This is a genomic window from Flavobacterium limicola (assembly GCF_003634755.1).
In the GTDB taxonomy this organism is placed as follows: domain Bacteria; phylum Bacteroidota; class Bacteroidia; order Flavobacteriales; family Flavobacteriaceae; genus Flavobacterium; species Flavobacterium limicola.
The window spans coordinates 23,907-37,622 of sequence record NZ_RBXA01000006.1 but is presented as its reverse complement, the minus strand read 5'-3'; the positions used below and the strand labels follow the sequence as shown (position 1 = coordinate 37,622).

The window sequence follows — 13,716 nt, the reverse complement described above, 5'->3', positions numbered from 1 at the left end:
TACGAAATCGTTTGAAAACTAACTTTTAATAATTACTTTTGTTGACCAATTTAAGAACATTTAATTTACAATAAAAATATGGATTTTAATCTAACCGAAGAGCATTTAATGATTCAGCAAGCCGCTAAAGATTTTGCTGTAGCAGAATTATTACCGGGTGTTATTGAACGTGATGAACATTCAAAATTTCCAACGGAGCAAGTAAAAATGATGGCCGATTTAGGCTTTATGGGGATGATGGTTGATCCTAAATATGGAGGATCTGGTTTAGACAGTATTTCCTATGTTTTGGCCATGACAGAAATTGCAAAAGTTGATGCCTCATCGGCTGTAATCATGTCAGTAAATAACTCTTTGGTTTGTGCAGGTCTTGAAAAATATTGCAATGAAGAGCAAAAAATGAAATATTTAGTGCCACTTGCAAAAGGAGAAGTGATTGGAGCTTTTTGCTTGTCAGAGCCAGAAGCGGGAAGTGATGCCACTTCGCAAAAAACAACAGCAATAGACAAAGGGGATTATTATTTATTGAATGGAACAAAAAACTGGATTACAAACGGATCAACGGCTTCTACATATATTGTAATTGCTCAAACGGATATTGAAAAAGGACATAAAGGAATCAATGCTTTTATTGTTGAGAAAGGTTGGGCCGGATTTGATATTGGACCAAAAGAAAGGAAAATGGGAATTCGTGGAAGTGACACCCACTCGTTGATGTTTTCAGATGTAAAAGTTCCGAAAGAAAATAGAATAGGTGCGGACGGATTTGGATTTGCTTTTGCAATGAATGTCTTAAACGGAGGAAGAATTGGAATAGCATCACAAGCGTTAGGAATTGCAACTGGAGCTTATGAAATTGCTTTGAAATATTCGCATGAGAGAAAAGCTTTTGGAAAAGAAATTTTTAATCATCAGGCCATTGCTTTCAAACTGGCTGATATGTATGTAAAAGTAACTGCCGCAAAATTATTGGTAATGAAAGCGGCCTGCGAAAAAGATGAAGGTAAAGACATTGCGCATTCTGGAGCAATGGCAAAATTATACGCTTCTGAAATCGCTTTAGAAGTGGCCAATGAAGCCGTACAAATTCACGGTGGAAACGGTTATGTTGCTGAATATCATGTGGAACGTATGATGCGTGATTCTAAAATTACTCAAATTTATGAAGGTACTTCTGAAATACAACGAATTGTAATTTCTAGAGGATTGGTTTCGTAAAGAGAACAAAATAGTTGTTTAAGCCCTTTCTAATTTCGGTTAGAAAGGGTTTTGTTTTTTTAATACATTTACCAAAATAATTTTTATGTATGAGGATTTAAAATATTGGTATTTGCGTGATCACAAATTGTTCAGAACATTAAGTTTTGGACAAATTAGACAATTGTGTATAATTACTGGTTTTAAAAAAGCTCAGAAAGGTGAAATTATTTATTTTTCTTCATCGGACTTACCAAGAATTTTTCTTTTGAAAAAGGGAAACATAAAGATTGTGGCAGTTGATGAAGAAGGAAACGAAACAATTAAAGATATTATTCAAAAGGGTGATTTATTTGGAGAACTGACTTTGGAAGCCGATAGTCAGTCCAATGAATATGCAAAAGTGCTTTCAGATGATGTGGCTATTTGTAGTTTTCTAATGTCGGATTTTGAAGATTTATTGTTACGGAATCCAAGTATGGCTTTGTCATACACTAAGTTTGTCGGGCTTAAAATGAAACGCATTAAGAATAGTTATGCTAATCTAATTTCAAAAGATGCTAAAACAAGGTTGTTTCAGTTCCTAAAAGATTGGGCGGAGAAAGAAGGTGTAAGAACTGAAAACACCGTTGTTATTGATAATTATCTGACCCAAAATGATATGGCGCAAATTATTTGTACGTCGAGACAAACTGCGACTCAATTGCTCAATGAAATGGAAACCAATGGAACTATTGTTTACAGCAGAAAAGAAATCATTATCACCGATATGCGTAAACTATAATTATTTTACAGTAACTGTAATATAGCCGACAAATGGTTTCGAAATTGCACAGTAGTTTTACAACTTCAAAAATGTAATACTATGAAAAAAATAATTTATTTGGTTTTGTTTGCAATTGGATTGTCTGTTCACGCTCAAAATGATTTGCCTAAACAGGCGTCAGAAATTACTCCATTACTTATTGGAGAAAAAATCCCTAATGTCACTTTAAAATCTGTTGAAAATACAGATGTAAATGTATTGGAATTAATCCGTAAGAAAAGAACAGTTTTGGTTTTTTACCGTGGCGGATGGTGTCCATATTGTAATGTACATTTAGCTGCTTTGGCGGAAGCCGAAAAAGAATTACTGGATTTAGGATATCAAATCATCGCTATAAGTCCGGATGCACCAAAAAGCTTGAAGGTTACTGATGAGAAAGAAAAATTAAATTATCTGTTATTGTCCGACAGTATAGGCGAATTAGCTAAAGCTGTTGGGATTGCTTTTGAAGCTCCTGAAAATTATAAGCCCTTAATAACTAAAGGTTCTGATGGAATGAATACTTCTTTTTTACCTGTTCCAGCGGTTTTTATTTTGAATACAAATGGAGAAATAGAGTTTGAACACATTACACCTAATTTCAAGAACAGAATTTCAAATGATTTGTTGGTTGCTGTTGCTAAATCTTTAAAAAAATAAAATATGAAAGGACTATTGTTTATTATAACGATTTTATGTACTCTTTCTGTCTTTTCGCAAAAGGATAACAAACGTGCTACTAATTTTAATATTGAAAAAAGTATTGCTATTCAGGGACATGATCCGGTAGCTTATTTTAAACAAGGGAAAGCAGTCAAAGGGAGAAAAGAACTAACAACTGCGTATGAGGGAGTGATTTATTATTTTTCGACGCCAGTAAATAAAGAAGCATTCCTAAAGAATCCTTCAAAATATGAACCGCAATACGGCGGTTGGTGTGCTTTTGCAATGGGAGATTCTAATGAAAAAGTATCAATAAATCCGGAAACTTTCAAAATAACAAATGGGAAGTTGTATCTGTTTTACAATGCCTATTTTAATAACACTTTGAAGACTTGGAACAAGCAGGAAAATGTTTTGATGATGAAGGCTGATGCAAATTGGAATAAAATAGTTAAATAAAAAAATAGAAATCATGAAACTATCTCTTTTTTTCTGGTTGCTGAGACTTACAGTAGCAGTAATTTTAGTGCAAACACTTTACTTCAAATTTACGACTAGTGAAGAGTCGGTTTATATTTTTTCGAGTTTGGGAATTGAACCTTACGGAAGGATTGGTACTGGAGTTGCCGAGTTGATTACGGTAATTTTGATTTTAATTCCCAGAACTTTGTTATTTGGCGCTATAATGGGTTGCGGCGTTATGGTTGGTGCAATTTTTGCTCATCTGTTCGTTCTTGGTATTGAAGTGAAAAATGATGGCGGCACACTTTTTATTTTGGCACTAATTACCTTTCTTTGCTGTGTTATTTTAGTTTTTAAGGAGAGGACTAGATTGATGAATTTGTTGAATTAAAACTTAAATATGTTAATACCTTCTATAAATAATAGTTTGAACGAACTAATTGATTTGCTGAATCAATTGTCTCAAACAGAATACTCAAATTCTTGTGCGGAGTTAAGTAATGCTACCATTGGAGAGCATACAAGACATATTATTGAAATGTTTCAATGCTTAGAAAATCAGTATGATTTAGGTCTTGTGAATTATGATAAAAGAGAACGAAATATTCGAATTCAAACGGATACTGCTTTTGCTATTGAAAACATCCTATTGATTCAACAAAATTTAGATAAAAAAAATAAAAATATCGAGTTGTTACAAATTATTGATGGAGAGGAAATCCGAATAGAAAGCAACTATTTCAGAGAATTATTGTATAATTTAGAACATTGTATTCACCATCAGGCGCTTATAAAAGTGGCTATCTTGCAATGTGAAACAGTAACAATTGACCCTAATTTTGGCGTTGCCCGATCTACCATAGAATATAGAAATCAATGTGCACAGTAAGTTTTGTCGCAACGAATGATAAAATTATCATTACATCCAATCGGGATGAAAAAACTGTACGGCCAAGCGCAATACCGCCAAGGATTTATACCGTAAATGGAAAGAATCTTATTTTTTCAAAGGATCCAAAAGCAGGAGGAACGTGGTTTGTAGCTAATGCGGACGGTACAATTTTAGTGCTTTTAAACGGTGCCGATGAAAAGCATGAAGTGCAACTTCCATATCGAAAAAGCCGAGGCTTGATTGTTTTAGACATGATCAGCAGCTTATCGCCAAAGGATTTCTGGAACGAAATTGATTTGGACAACATAGAACCTTTTACGTTAGTCTTATTTCAAAACAACGCTCTTTTTCAATTGCGCTGGAACGGAAAAGAAAAACGAACAACTCCTTTGGATATTCATCAAAATCATATTTGGTCTTCATCGACTTTGTATTCCTCATCGATTCGTGAAAAACGTGCCGACTGGTTTCATACTTTTATGGATACAAATCTCGAAATTTCCGAATCAAAAATGTACGATTTTCATCGCTACACCGAAGAAGAAAATGATGAAAATGGTTTGGTCATCAATAGAAATGAGGAGATGAAAACGTTGAGTATTACGCAAGCGGTTATTGAAAAAAATAAAGTAGTTATATTGCATTACGATTTGATTGCGCAACAGGATTTTTCGACCTCATTTATCACCGTTTAAAAAACAAACATTGACCCGAGTTATGACGAACAGGCAAAGCAAACTATTTTTTCATAAAATTACGCATTGGGAATATTGGCCTTTCCAGATTGTTTACATTCCTATTTATTTTTTATGGTCCTATTATTCAATAAAGGCAAAATCTATTTTTTTCTTTAATGCTTCTAATCCAACCATAAAAAATGGCGGTTTTATGATGGAGTCCAAAAAAGAAATCTATAATTTGATTCCACAACAGTATTACCCAAAAACGGAATTAATAAAAGAAGGAACTGCTCTTGAAGATATTTCAAATGCGATTGAAGCTGCGGCAATAAAATACCCTTTGATTGCAAAACCAGATATAGGTCTTCGCGGATCTGGTGTCAAAAAAATTAATACGATTGAAGATTTAAAAGGATATGCTGAAAAAGCAAATTTTGATTATGTAGTACAGGATTTAATTCCGTACAAAAACGAAGTTGGGATTTTCTATGTGCGTTATCCTCACGAAAAAGTCGGCAGAATCACCGGAATAGTTTCGAAAGAATTTTTGATTATTACCGGAAACGGATTCTCTACCGTAGAAGAATTAATAAAAGAAAATCCGCGATATGAATTGCAATTAAAGGTTTTGAAACAGGAATACGGAAAAAAACTACTCGACATTCTTCCAAAAGGAGAAAAGTTGAATTTGGTGCCGTATGGTAATCATGCACGCGGGGCGAAATTTATTGATGGAAGTCATTGGATAACCCCAAAATTGACACAAACGATTAACGAAATGTGTATGCAAATTCCGGGTTTCTATTTTGGTAGATTGGATGTGATGTACAATACTATAGCAGAATTAGAGCAAGGATTGAATTTTTCAGTAGTCGAACTTAATGGAGCTGCAAGCGAGCCTACCCATATTTATGACCCAAAACATTCATTGTTTTTTGCATGGAAAGAACTTGCGCGTCATATCACCTATATGTATGAAATAAGTGTGGCAAACCATAAAAATGGAGCTCCCTATTTACAGCATAAAGACGGCATGAGGGAATATAAAATGCATCTGGAACAAAGCAGTAAAATTGTTAATTTCTAAAATTATGAAGGCATTAAAGAACATTTTTGTTGGTTTTTTAGTGAGCTTTATCGGTTCAATCCCTTTGGGATATTTGAATTTTATTGGTTTTGAAATCTATTCAAAACTAGGGTTGAACAGCTTAACATTTTTTTTGTTAGGAGTTGTTTTTGTTGAAATGTTTGTGGTTTATTTTACTTTAATTTTCGCAAAGCAATTGGTTAATAATAAAAAGTTAATGAAAGTTATTGATTTTTTCGCCATCTTGTTCTTATTGATAATAGGCTATTCTTTCTATGCAAGTGCTAATCAAACAATGGAACAGCAAGGTGTTTTAGAAAAATATGCGATGTATTCTCCCTTGTTAATAGGTGTTTTTTTGAGTGCAATCAATTTTCTTCAAGTACCATTTTGGACTGGTTGGAATCTATATCTAATCAATGGGAATTATATTTCAATAGTAAATAAACTCAAACTGTTTTATATTGCAGGGACTTTAATAGGTACATTTGTTGGAATGTTGAGTTTGATTTTGATATTGAATACCTTGGCTCAAAATACGTCCAGCTTTTCTAAATATGTAATTCCAATTGTAATTCCATCATTTTTTGTGATTTTGGCTTTTGTTCAAATGGTAAAAGTCTACAAGAAATATTATCGAAATAAAACCATATTATAAAAAACATAAACTTCAATATTATGAAAAAAGCATGTCTATCTCTTTCTTTAATTTTCTTTAGTTTTCTGTCATCATCAACTCTTATTGCCCAAGCTACAGTTGATGCTAAATTAAAAAGTATTGATTTTGGTTATAAAGTAAAAGAAAATGACGTTGCTAAAACATTGAAATATTTAGCTTCGGATGAACTGGAGGGAAGGGAAACCGGAAAAGCAGGAATGGTAAAAGCTGCGGATTATTTAGAACAATTTTTTAACAACAATAATGTAAAACCATATTTTAAATCGTATCGTGATACGTTATCAACTTTTAAGGAAACTGCATTCAATATTGTAGGTGTTGTTGAAGGGAATGACCCATTTTTAAAAAATGAGTTTGTAATTCTAAGCGCACATTACGATCATATTGGTTTGGATAAAAATGGGGTAAATGGCGATTTTATAAATAACGGTGCAAATGATGATGCTTCAGGAACAACTGCAGTTGCTGAAATGGCAAAATATTTCAGTACCGCCAAAAATAATAAACGGAGTATTCTTTTTGTGTTTTTTGCTGGAGAAGAAAAAGGGCTGTTAGGCTCTAAACATTTGGCCAAAAAATTGAAAGCACAAGATTTTAAATTGTATGCCCAGTTCAATATTGAAATGATTGGTGTGCCAATGAAAAGAGATTATCTGGCTTATATTACGGGTTTTGATAAATCTAATATGGCAGATAAAATCAATGGATATACTGGGAAAAATACGATTGGTTTTCTTCCAAAAGAAGCCGAATATAAATTATTTTATAGATCAGACAACTATTCATTTTACGAACTTTTTAAAGTGCCTTGTCAGTCTGTGAGTACGTTTGATTTTCAAAACTTTGAATTTTACCATCATGTTTCTGATGATTTCAAAGCGATGGATATTCCGCACATGACTTCTTTTATTCAGGAATTATTACCTGCTGTAGCGCAAATGGCAAACTCCCCAACACGAGAGATCATTATGCTTAAATAGTTTCAGAAGCCTCCTGATTCATATAATACGCCAAAATGAAGTATTCATTATTATTGAATTGAAAATCCCCAATAATGGTCCATTTTAGTTTTTCGGTATGCGCTTTTGTAGACGGGATATTTACTTTGTTGATAAAGGTCAAAGCCAATGGGTATTTCTTAACAACGTGTTTTCTCATGAACTCAAAAAGTGGGATTATCAATCCCTTTCCTCTATATTCCTTGTGAATGCAAATGGGGCCGTATTGAAAACTATTGGTAGTGGTGATGTCAAAATCTAAAAAGGTCAGTTCCGGAAACAATGAACTCATGTAATTGAAAATAGGCCATTGTTTGAAAAATTCCCAACTTCCTGCAAAAATATAAGCAATGATTTTGTTATTGTTTTTGGCAACAAATAAGTTATTTTCAGTGATGACTTCGGTTAGTTGCTCAATAGTAAATGGCGTGGTAACAAATCCGGAAGCTTTTTCTTCTTCGGATAGATTAGCTACAAGGTACAATTCCTGTAATGCCAATACGCCATCAATTTCATTCATTTTTGCAGTTTCGAATTGTATACTGTCTATCATTTTTTTAGAATCTGATGTTAATTTGGTTTACCAAAAATAAGTAAAATTGTAGTAATTTTTAATTTTTATAACAACAACAATCCTTTGTATAAAGCATTATTTTTTTACTGTTTTTGTTTATTTTTGCTTCATGAAAAATATTATCATCACAGGAACGAGTAGAGGAATAGGATTTGAGTTGGCATTACAATTTGCCAATGCTGGTCACCAAGTATTAGCCATTTCCAGAAAAATTCCTCAATCTTTATTAGGGAACGAAAATATTACCTGCCTTTCGGTTGATTTATCCAATGAATCTGAATTGGTGAAAGTAAGTGATTTTCTTTCCAAGTCTTGGAAACAAATAGACGCTGTCGTTCATAACGCAGGAAGTTTATTGCTTAAACCTTTTTCAGAAACCACTCAAGAAGATTTTGAAAACATTTATAAAGTAAATGTTTTTGGAGTTGCTAATTTGACTCGAATTTGTCTGCCTTATTTGCAAAAAGGAAGCCATGTGGTAACCATAAGTTCTATGGGTGGGATTCAGGGAAGTTTAAAGTTTGCTGGATTGGCAGCCTATAGTTCGAGTAAAGGGGCCGTTATTACATTATCAGAATTATTAGCAGAAGAATACAAAGAGCGTGGGATTTCTTTCAATGTTTTAGCTTTGGGTTCCGTACAAACTGAAATGTTGGAAGAAGCTTTTCCAGGCTATCAAGCACCAATAACAGCAGGTGAGATGGCAAATTATATTTATGATTTCACTTTGACTGGAAACAAATACTTCAATGGTAAAGTGTTGCAAGTTTCTTCTACGAATCCTTAATTCATAACTGTTTTGAGCGAAACCTTAGCCAGATACATTCCAGAGCATGCGGTAAAACCCGTTTTTGAACTTATTGTTGCCAATCAAGTGCATCTTAAGATTGTTAACGAAAGGCAAACGCGTCATGGTGATTATCGAAAAGGGTTGAATGGGAAGCATGAAATCACGGTAAATTCAAATCTGAATAAATACAAGTTCTTGATTACATTGATTCATGAAATTTCTCATTTGGTTGCGTTTGAAAAATTCGGACGCAATATTAAACCGCATGGAAACGAGTGGAAATATTCTTTTCAACGGTTGATGATTCCTTACATCCGACCGGAAATTTTCCCGAATCATTTATTGCCTTTATTGGCTCGTCATTTCAAAAATCCAACGGCAAGTAGTGATACTGATGCCACTTTAGCGTTAGCCTTGAAACAATTTGACCAGCAAAATGATAAGAATTATCTATTCGAAATTCCGTACGGCAGTGTTTTCCGAATACAAAACGGAAAGATTTTTAAAAAAATAGCTGTAAGAACTAAACGTTTTGAATGTCTCGAAATGAGTTCTGGAAAGACTTATTTATTCAATCCAAATGCTGAGGTGGAGTTATTGAAATCCAGCTAATCTTTTAATCTTTCAAATACGCTTCTCTAACTTTTTTGAATAAATTAGAAGAATAAACAAAGGCGACAACAGCCTCGTTATCGGTTCTGAAAATTTCTTCTTTACTTCCTTCCCAAGCTTTTAAACCATCTTTTAAGAATAGAATTTTCTCTCCAATTTCCATCACGGAGTTCATATCATGCGTGTTTATAACCGTTGTGATGTTGTATTCTTCAGTAATTTCTTTGATAAGATTATCAATCAAGATTGCTGTATTTGGATCTAAACCAGAGTTTGGCTCATCACAAAACAAGTATTTTGGATTGTTTACAATGGCACGAGCAATCGCCACCCGTTTTTGCATTCCTCCTGAAATTTCAGAAGGTAATTTTTTATGTGCATCTGTAAGATTCACTCTTTTTAACACGAAGTCAACGCGCTCTTGAATCTTTGAATTATTGTCTTTGGTAAACATTCGCAACGGAAATCCAACATTTTCAGCTACAGTCATAGAATCAAACAAGGCACTTCCTTGAAAAACCATTCCGATTTCAGTTCGTAATTCTCGTTTCTCATCAGGATTTAATTCAGAATAAATTCGGCCGTCAAATGAAATCGTTCCGGATTCCGGAGTATGGATCCCTAAAAGACTTTTAAGCAAAACTGTTTTACCAGATCCACTTTGTCCAATAATTAAATTTGTCTTTCCGGTTTCAAAAACCGTCGAAATACCTTTAAGAATTTTGTTTCCGCCAAATGATTTCTCTACGTTTTTTACTTCTATCATGATCCTAGTAACAACTGCGTTAATATGTAATTGAATAATATTATGGTAACTGATGTCCAAACAAAGGAAACGGTACTTGCCCTTCCTACCTCAAGTGCTCCACCTTTCATGTAATACCCATGAAAAGATGGGATTGTTGCTAATAACATGGCGAATATTAAAGTCTTAATAAAAGCATATATGATATGAAATGGAATAAAATCCATTTGAGCTCCATTGATAAATTCGTCGCTTGACGTAAAGCCTCCGTATACACCAGCCATCCATCCGCCTAAAACTCCTAGAAACATAGCAATTCCGATAAGGAACGGATACAATAACAGAGCAATTATTTTTGGAAAGACAAGATAATTAAGAGAATTTACTCCCATTACTTCCAATGCGTCAATTTGTTCTGTAACCCGCATTGTGCCTATACTTGACGTAATAAAAGAACCCATTTTACCAGCCATAATTACGGAGATAAAAGTAGGGGCAAATTCTAATATTACGGATTGTCGTGTTGCAAATCCTATAAGGTATTTTGGAATTAAAGGATTGGTCAGGTTTAATGCAGTTTGTATGGCGACAACACCACCAACAAAGAAAGAAATAAAGGCTACAATACCTAGGGAGCCGATAATTAAATCATCAATTTCCTTGAAAATTAAATTTTTCATTACAGACCATTTGGTTTGTTTGTTGAAAATTTCTTTCAGCATTAAGAAGTATCTTCCTATTTGCGTTATATATCGAATGAGCATCATAAGTTTTGCGAATATGGGCTAAATTACAAAAATTGTAAAGAGTTATACCTTTTGATTTAGCAGTTTTTGATTTCTGAAGCTAAAAAAGCTTCTCTTTCATTTTTTTTAAGCGATAATTCCGGATGAATTTAGCTTGTTCTTCCGTTACTAATAATGGTGTTTTAGCAGCTTTGGATTTCCAAAAACCTTTGATGTAATCTAAAAAGAGTAACGGTTTCTTTTTCATCATCGCCAGTTTTGCCGAAGCTATGGAAGTGATTATAAAACCGTAGCCTAGTGTGTAGAACGCTTCTCCTTGTTTATAACGGGCAGTTTTGTTGTAATTAGCTCCTGTTGGTTTTAAATGTTTTACGATTAATGAAGCATCCGTAACGACTTTCCATCCGTAAAATTTTGACAATAATTCATCAACGGTGTCCCAACCCATAGCTGGTTTTAAATTCCCTATTTGTTGGAAGCATGCTTTTCTATACGCTTTGAATGCACCACGAATATGGTCTTTATCGGTTAGGTTTTCCAAAATCCATTCGCCATTTTTCTCTATGTAAGCGAATCCACCAGCCATTCCTATCGCTGCGTCTTTTTCGAAAATATTTAAAATAGTTTCGAAATAATTGTTCGGTAGAATTAAGTCGGCATCCAGTTTTACGATAACGTCATACTCTTCATCCAATGTTTCAAAACCTTTGTGAAAAGCCTGAATGACTTTACTTCCCGGTAAATGTATGGCGCTTGAAGTTTTGTTTACTAATGAGATAAACGGATTCTCTTTGGCGTAAGCCGTAACGATTTCTGCTGTTTTATCCGTAGAATTGTCATTGACGACAACTACTTTTTTAGGTAAAACGGTTTGCGAAATCAAAGAGTCTAAAGTTAAAGCGATGAAGGCTTCTTCATTATGCGCCGGAATAACAATATAATAATTCATTATTTTATTTTTTCAGCGTAAACAATATAATAGCGATTGGTGAACTTTCTCAATAAGGGACGAAGACCAAATTTCTTTACGGGATTTGTCCATTTTTCGCGGTCAATTATTTTCCAACCCGTTTTTTCCAAAAGCCAGTCCAGTTGCCAGTCTTCAAATTCATGGTAATGTCTGTCCCACATGTCCGTTTTACTGCGGTAAGCGGGAGAAAACCACAAACGCATTGGTATGGATATGAAAATTTTATCCGATTTTATTTCACTTAAAATTGTGTAGGGATTTAATAAATGTTCAAAAATTTCGAAAGCGGTTACCACATCTGTTTTTTGTGATGAAAATACGGATTGGTCTTTGTCTAAGTCTTCTCCTGTTGTATTTGTAACTGCAAATCCTTCGGATTTCATGATTTTAGAGAAAGGATTTTCAACGCCTAAGTCTAATATGGTCTCTGAAGTTGAGACGTGTTTTTTTAGAAATTCTAAAGTATGTTTGAATCTTTTATTGGGAAACGTTTTTTCGTACATGTTTTTTTGATTTTGCCGCTAGGGCACGAAGGCACAAATATAGTAATAAATGTGTTTTTGGGCATTGTTTTTTAGCCCGGATGGGAATGAAAATCCCGGAGCTTCAAAATGTAGTTTTTCAAGGTGCAAAAAGCGACTGAAAGAAGCTTTCTTGCACCTTAGAAAAACAAGTTTTGTAGTGAGGAATTGTAATGGATAGCCGGATTAGCTCCTAATTGCTACATTCCTTTTAAGAATTAATATCTGTAAACAAATGCGTTGATGTTCATTCCTGCTCCAACGGAAGCAAAGAGAAGAATGTCGCCTTTTTCTATAGATTGGTTTTCTATTTGTCCACTAATTAACAGATCAAAAAGGGTAGGAACGGTTGCTACACTGCTATTTCCTAGTTCATGTATGCTCATGGGCATAATATCTTTTGGAACGGGTCTGTCGAATAATTTGTAAAAACGTTGGATTATTGCTTCATCCATTTTTTCATTGGCTTGATGGATAAGAATCTTTTTTACGTCATCAATTCCTAGTCCGCTTTTATCCAAGCAACTTTTCATAGCCATAGGAACTTGATTTAATGCAAATTCATATATTTTACGCCCATACATTTTAATGTAGCGAGTGTCAGGATCTAGATCTAGGTTGTATGATTTGCCAAAGAACAAATAATTAGCTTCATCATTAGCATAAGTCGCACTTTCGTAGGCCAGCATTCCGGTTTCGTCATCAGAAGCTTCAATGATTGAAGCGCCAGCGCCATCAGAATAAATCATGGAATCTCTGTCATGAGCATCAACTACTCTAGATAGCGTTTCAGAGCCTATAACTAAACAGCGTTTTGCCATCCCTGATTTTATGAATGCATTAGCTTGAAGTACACCCTCAATCCAACCTGGACATCCAAAGAGGATATCGTAAGCGACACATTTTGGGTTTTTTATTTCTAATTTATGTTTGACGCGGGAAGCGAGACTTGGAATCATGTCAGATTGAGTTGTGCCATGTTTTACATCACCAAAGTTATGTGCGAATATGATGTAATCTATTGTCTCTGGATCGATTCCAGCATTTTCTATTGCTTTTTGAGAGGCGAAGAAAGCTAAATCAGAAGATGTCAAATGGTCTTCGGCATACCGCCTGTGTTCGATTCCGGTGATTCCCTTGAATTTTTTTATTACTACTTCGTTAGGGTAACCAAAGGCAGATCCATCTTCATTCAAAAAAACATGTTCGCCAAAGTCAGTATTGCTTACTTTTTTCTCAGGAATATAGCTTCCTATTCCAGCTATTTTTATTTTCATTGCGTTAATTTTCCAAAT

18 protein-coding genes are annotated in these 13,716 nt (G+C 34.2%); 12 read left to right on the top strand and 6 right to left on the bottom strand.

From position 1 onward, the window contains the following. Positions 1-78: 78 nt before the first annotated feature. The 10 genes from BC952_RS14400 (at position 79) to BC952_RS14355 (ending at position 7,445) form a co-directional block, all read left to right on the top strand. Positions 79-1,218: an acyl-CoA dehydrogenase family protein gene (locus BC952_RS14400; protein ID WP_121366283.1), complete on the top strand. Its 1,140-nt coding sequence runs from the start codon at positions 79-81 to the stop codon at positions 1,216-1,218. 85 nt (positions 1,219-1,303) lie between these two features. Then, entirely contained in the window at positions 1,304-1,981 is a 678-nt protein-coding gene (locus tag BC952_RS14395) for a Crp/Fnr family transcriptional regulator (protein WP_121366282.1), read from the top strand. A gap of 81 nt (positions 1,982-2,062) precedes the next feature. Continuing rightward, positions 2,063-2,662, top strand: coding sequence for a peroxiredoxin-like family protein (locus BC952_RS14390; protein WP_121366281.1), 600 nt, complete (start codon positions 2,063-2,065; stop codon positions 2,660-2,662). 3 nt (positions 2,663-2,665) lie between these two features. Further along, entirely contained in the window at positions 2,666-3,124 is a 459-nt protein-coding gene (locus BC952_RS14385; protein ID WP_121366280.1) for a YHS domain-containing (seleno)protein, read from the top strand. A gap of 13 nt (positions 3,125-3,137) precedes the next feature. Then, a complete protein-coding gene (locus tag BC952_RS14380; protein WP_121366279.1) occupies positions 3,138-3,518 on the top strand; it encodes a DoxX family protein in 381 nt (126 codons plus the stop codon). A gap of 9 nt (positions 3,519-3,527) precedes the next feature. Next, positions 3,528-4,016, top strand: a complete 489-nt coding sequence (locus BC952_RS14375) for a DinB family protein (RefSeq protein WP_121366278.1) — start codon at positions 3,528-3,530, stop codon at positions 4,014-4,016. After that, on the top strand, positions 4,004-4,714 hold the full coding sequence (locus tag BC952_RS14370; protein ID WP_121366277.1) for an NRDE family protein: 711 nt from the start codon (positions 4,004-4,006) through the stop codon (positions 4,712-4,714). The genes BC952_RS14375 and BC952_RS14370 overlap by 13 nt, the downstream gene beginning before the upstream one ends. A 22-nt stretch (positions 4,715-4,736) precedes the next feature. Continuing rightward, a complete protein-coding gene (locus tag BC952_RS14365; protein ID WP_121366276.1) occupies positions 4,737-5,786 on the top strand; it encodes an ATP-grasp domain-containing protein in 1,050 nt (349 codons plus the stop codon). 4 nt (positions 5,787-5,790) lie between these two features. After that, the gene (locus BC952_RS14360; RefSeq protein WP_121366300.1) at positions 5,791-6,444 is read left to right on the top strand and encodes a hypothetical protein; all 654 of its coding nucleotides are present in this window, start codon (positions 5,791-5,793) and stop codon (positions 6,442-6,444) included. 20 nt (positions 6,445-6,464) lie between these two features. After that, positions 6,465-7,445: a M20/M25/M40 family metallo-hydrolase gene (locus tag BC952_RS14355; protein WP_121366275.1), complete on the top strand. Its 981-nt coding sequence runs from the start codon at positions 6,465-6,467 to the stop codon at positions 7,443-7,445. Here BC952_RS14355 and BC952_RS14350 read toward each other — a convergent pair. After that, on the bottom strand, positions 7,438-8,016 hold the full coding sequence (locus BC952_RS14350; RefSeq protein ID WP_121366274.1) for a GNAT family acetyltransferase: 579 nt from the start codon (positions 8,014-8,016) through the stop codon (positions 7,438-7,440). The two genes, BC952_RS14355 and BC952_RS14350, sit on opposite strands and share 8 nt — an antisense overlap. Positions 8,017-8,146: 130 nt before the next feature. On the opposite strand from BC952_RS14350, the gene BC952_RS14345 reads away from it, so the two are divergent. Both BC952_RS14345 and BC952_RS14340 read left to right on the top strand, forming a co-directional pair. Then, positions 8,147-8,824, top strand: a complete 678-nt coding sequence (locus BC952_RS14345; RefSeq protein ID WP_121366273.1) for an SDR family NAD(P)-dependent oxidoreductase — start codon at positions 8,147-8,149, stop codon at positions 8,822-8,824. 12 nt (positions 8,825-8,836) lie between these two features. Beyond that, entirely contained in the window at positions 8,837-9,439 is a 603-nt protein-coding gene (locus tag BC952_RS14340) for a SprT-like domain-containing protein (RefSeq protein ID WP_121366272.1), read from the top strand. A 4-nt stretch (positions 9,440-9,443) separates the two neighbouring features. On the opposite strand, the gene BC952_RS14335 is transcribed toward BC952_RS14340, so the two are convergent. The 5 genes from BC952_RS14335 to BC952_RS14315 all read right to left on the bottom strand — a co-directional run bounded on the left by BC952_RS14335 (position 9,444) and on the right by BC952_RS14315 (position 13,698). Then, positions 9,444-10,205, bottom strand: coding sequence for an ABC transporter ATP-binding protein (locus BC952_RS14335; protein ID WP_121366271.1), 762 nt, complete (start codon positions 10,203-10,205; stop codon positions 9,444-9,446). After that, positions 10,202-10,951, bottom strand: coding sequence for an MlaE family ABC transporter permease (locus tag BC952_RS14330; RefSeq protein ID WP_091173546.1), 750 nt, complete (start codon positions 10,949-10,951; stop codon positions 10,202-10,204). Before BC952_RS14330 ends, BC952_RS14335 begins: the two co-directional genes overlap by 4 nt. A 79-nt stretch (positions 10,952-11,030) precedes the next feature. Further along, positions 11,031-11,879: a glycosyltransferase family 2 protein gene (locus BC952_RS14325; protein WP_121366270.1), complete on the bottom strand. Its 849-nt coding sequence runs from the start codon at positions 11,877-11,879 to the stop codon at positions 11,031-11,033. Beyond that, positions 11,879-12,403 carry a class I SAM-dependent methyltransferase gene (locus tag BC952_RS14320; protein ID WP_121366269.1) on the bottom strand — a complete coding sequence of 175 codons (525 nt, stop codon included), beginning with the start codon at positions 12,401-12,403 and terminating at the stop codon, positions 11,879-11,881. The genes BC952_RS14325 and BC952_RS14320 overlap by 1 nt, the downstream gene beginning before the upstream one ends. Positions 12,404-12,639: 236 nt before the next feature. Further along, positions 12,640-13,698, bottom strand: a complete 1,059-nt coding sequence (locus BC952_RS14315; protein ID WP_121366268.1) for a 3-oxoacyl-ACP synthase III family protein — start codon at positions 13,696-13,698, stop codon at positions 12,640-12,642. Between the last annotated feature and the right edge of the window lie 18 nt (positions 13,699-13,716).

Bases quoted from the DNA above. Each gene is read 5' to 3' on its own strand.
- BC952_RS14335 (WP_121366271.1), bottom strand. From the start codon at position 10,205: ATGATAGAAGTAAAAAACGTAGAGAAATCATTTGGCGGAAACAAAATT.
- BC952_RS14400 (WP_121366283.1), top strand. From the start codon at position 79: ATGGATTTTAATCTAACCGAAGAGCATTTAATGATTCAGCAAGCCGCT.
- BC952_RS14360 (WP_121366300.1), top strand. From the start codon at position 5,791: ATGAAGGCATTAAAGAACATTTTTGTTGGTTTTTTAGTGAGCTTTATC.
- BC952_RS14320 (WP_121366269.1), bottom strand. From the start codon at position 12,403: ATGTACGAAAAAACGTTTCCCAATAAAAGATTCAAACATACTTTAGAA.
- BC952_RS14390 (WP_121366281.1), top strand. From the start codon at position 2,063: ATGAAAAAAATAATTTATTTGGTTTTGTTTGCAATTGGATTGTCTGTT.
- BC952_RS14330 (WP_091173546.1), bottom strand. From the start codon at position 10,951: ATGATGCTCATTCGATATATAACGCAAATAGGAAGATACTTCTTAATG.
- BC952_RS14350 (WP_121366274.1), bottom strand. From the start codon at position 8,016: ATGATAGACAGTATACAATTCGAAACTGCAAAAATGAATGAAATTGAT.
- BC952_RS14325 (WP_121366270.1), bottom strand. From the start codon at position 11,879: ATGAATTATTATATTGTTATTCCGGCGCATAATGAAGAAGCCTTCATC.
- BC952_RS14380 (WP_121366279.1), top strand. From the start codon at position 3,138: ATGAAACTATCTCTTTTTTTCTGGTTGCTGAGACTTACAGTAGCAGTA.
- BC952_RS14365 (WP_121366276.1), top strand. From the start codon at position 4,737: ATGACGAACAGGCAAAGCAAACTATTTTTTCATAAAATTACGCATTGG.
- BC952_RS14315 (WP_121366268.1), bottom strand. From the start codon at position 13,698: ATGAAAATAAAAATAGCTGGAATAGGAAGCTATATTCCTGAGAAAAAA.
- BC952_RS14385 (WP_121366280.1), top strand. From the start codon at position 2,666: ATGAAAGGACTATTGTTTATTATAACGATTTTATGTACTCTTTCTGTC.
- BC952_RS14370 (WP_121366277.1), top strand. From the start codon at position 4,004: ATGTGCACAGTAAGTTTTGTCGCAACGAATGATAAAATTATCATTACA.
- BC952_RS14355 (WP_121366275.1), top strand. From the start codon at position 6,465: ATGAAAAAAGCATGTCTATCTCTTTCTTTAATTTTCTTTAGTTTTCTG.
- BC952_RS14345 (WP_121366273.1), top strand. From the start codon at position 8,147: ATGAAAAATATTATCATCACAGGAACGAGTAGAGGAATAGGATTTGAG.
- BC952_RS14375 (WP_121366278.1), top strand. From the start codon at position 3,528: ATGTTAATACCTTCTATAAATAATAGTTTGAACGAACTAATTGATTTG.
- BC952_RS14395 (WP_121366282.1), top strand. From the start codon at position 1,304: ATGTATGAGGATTTAAAATATTGGTATTTGCGTGATCACAAATTGTTC.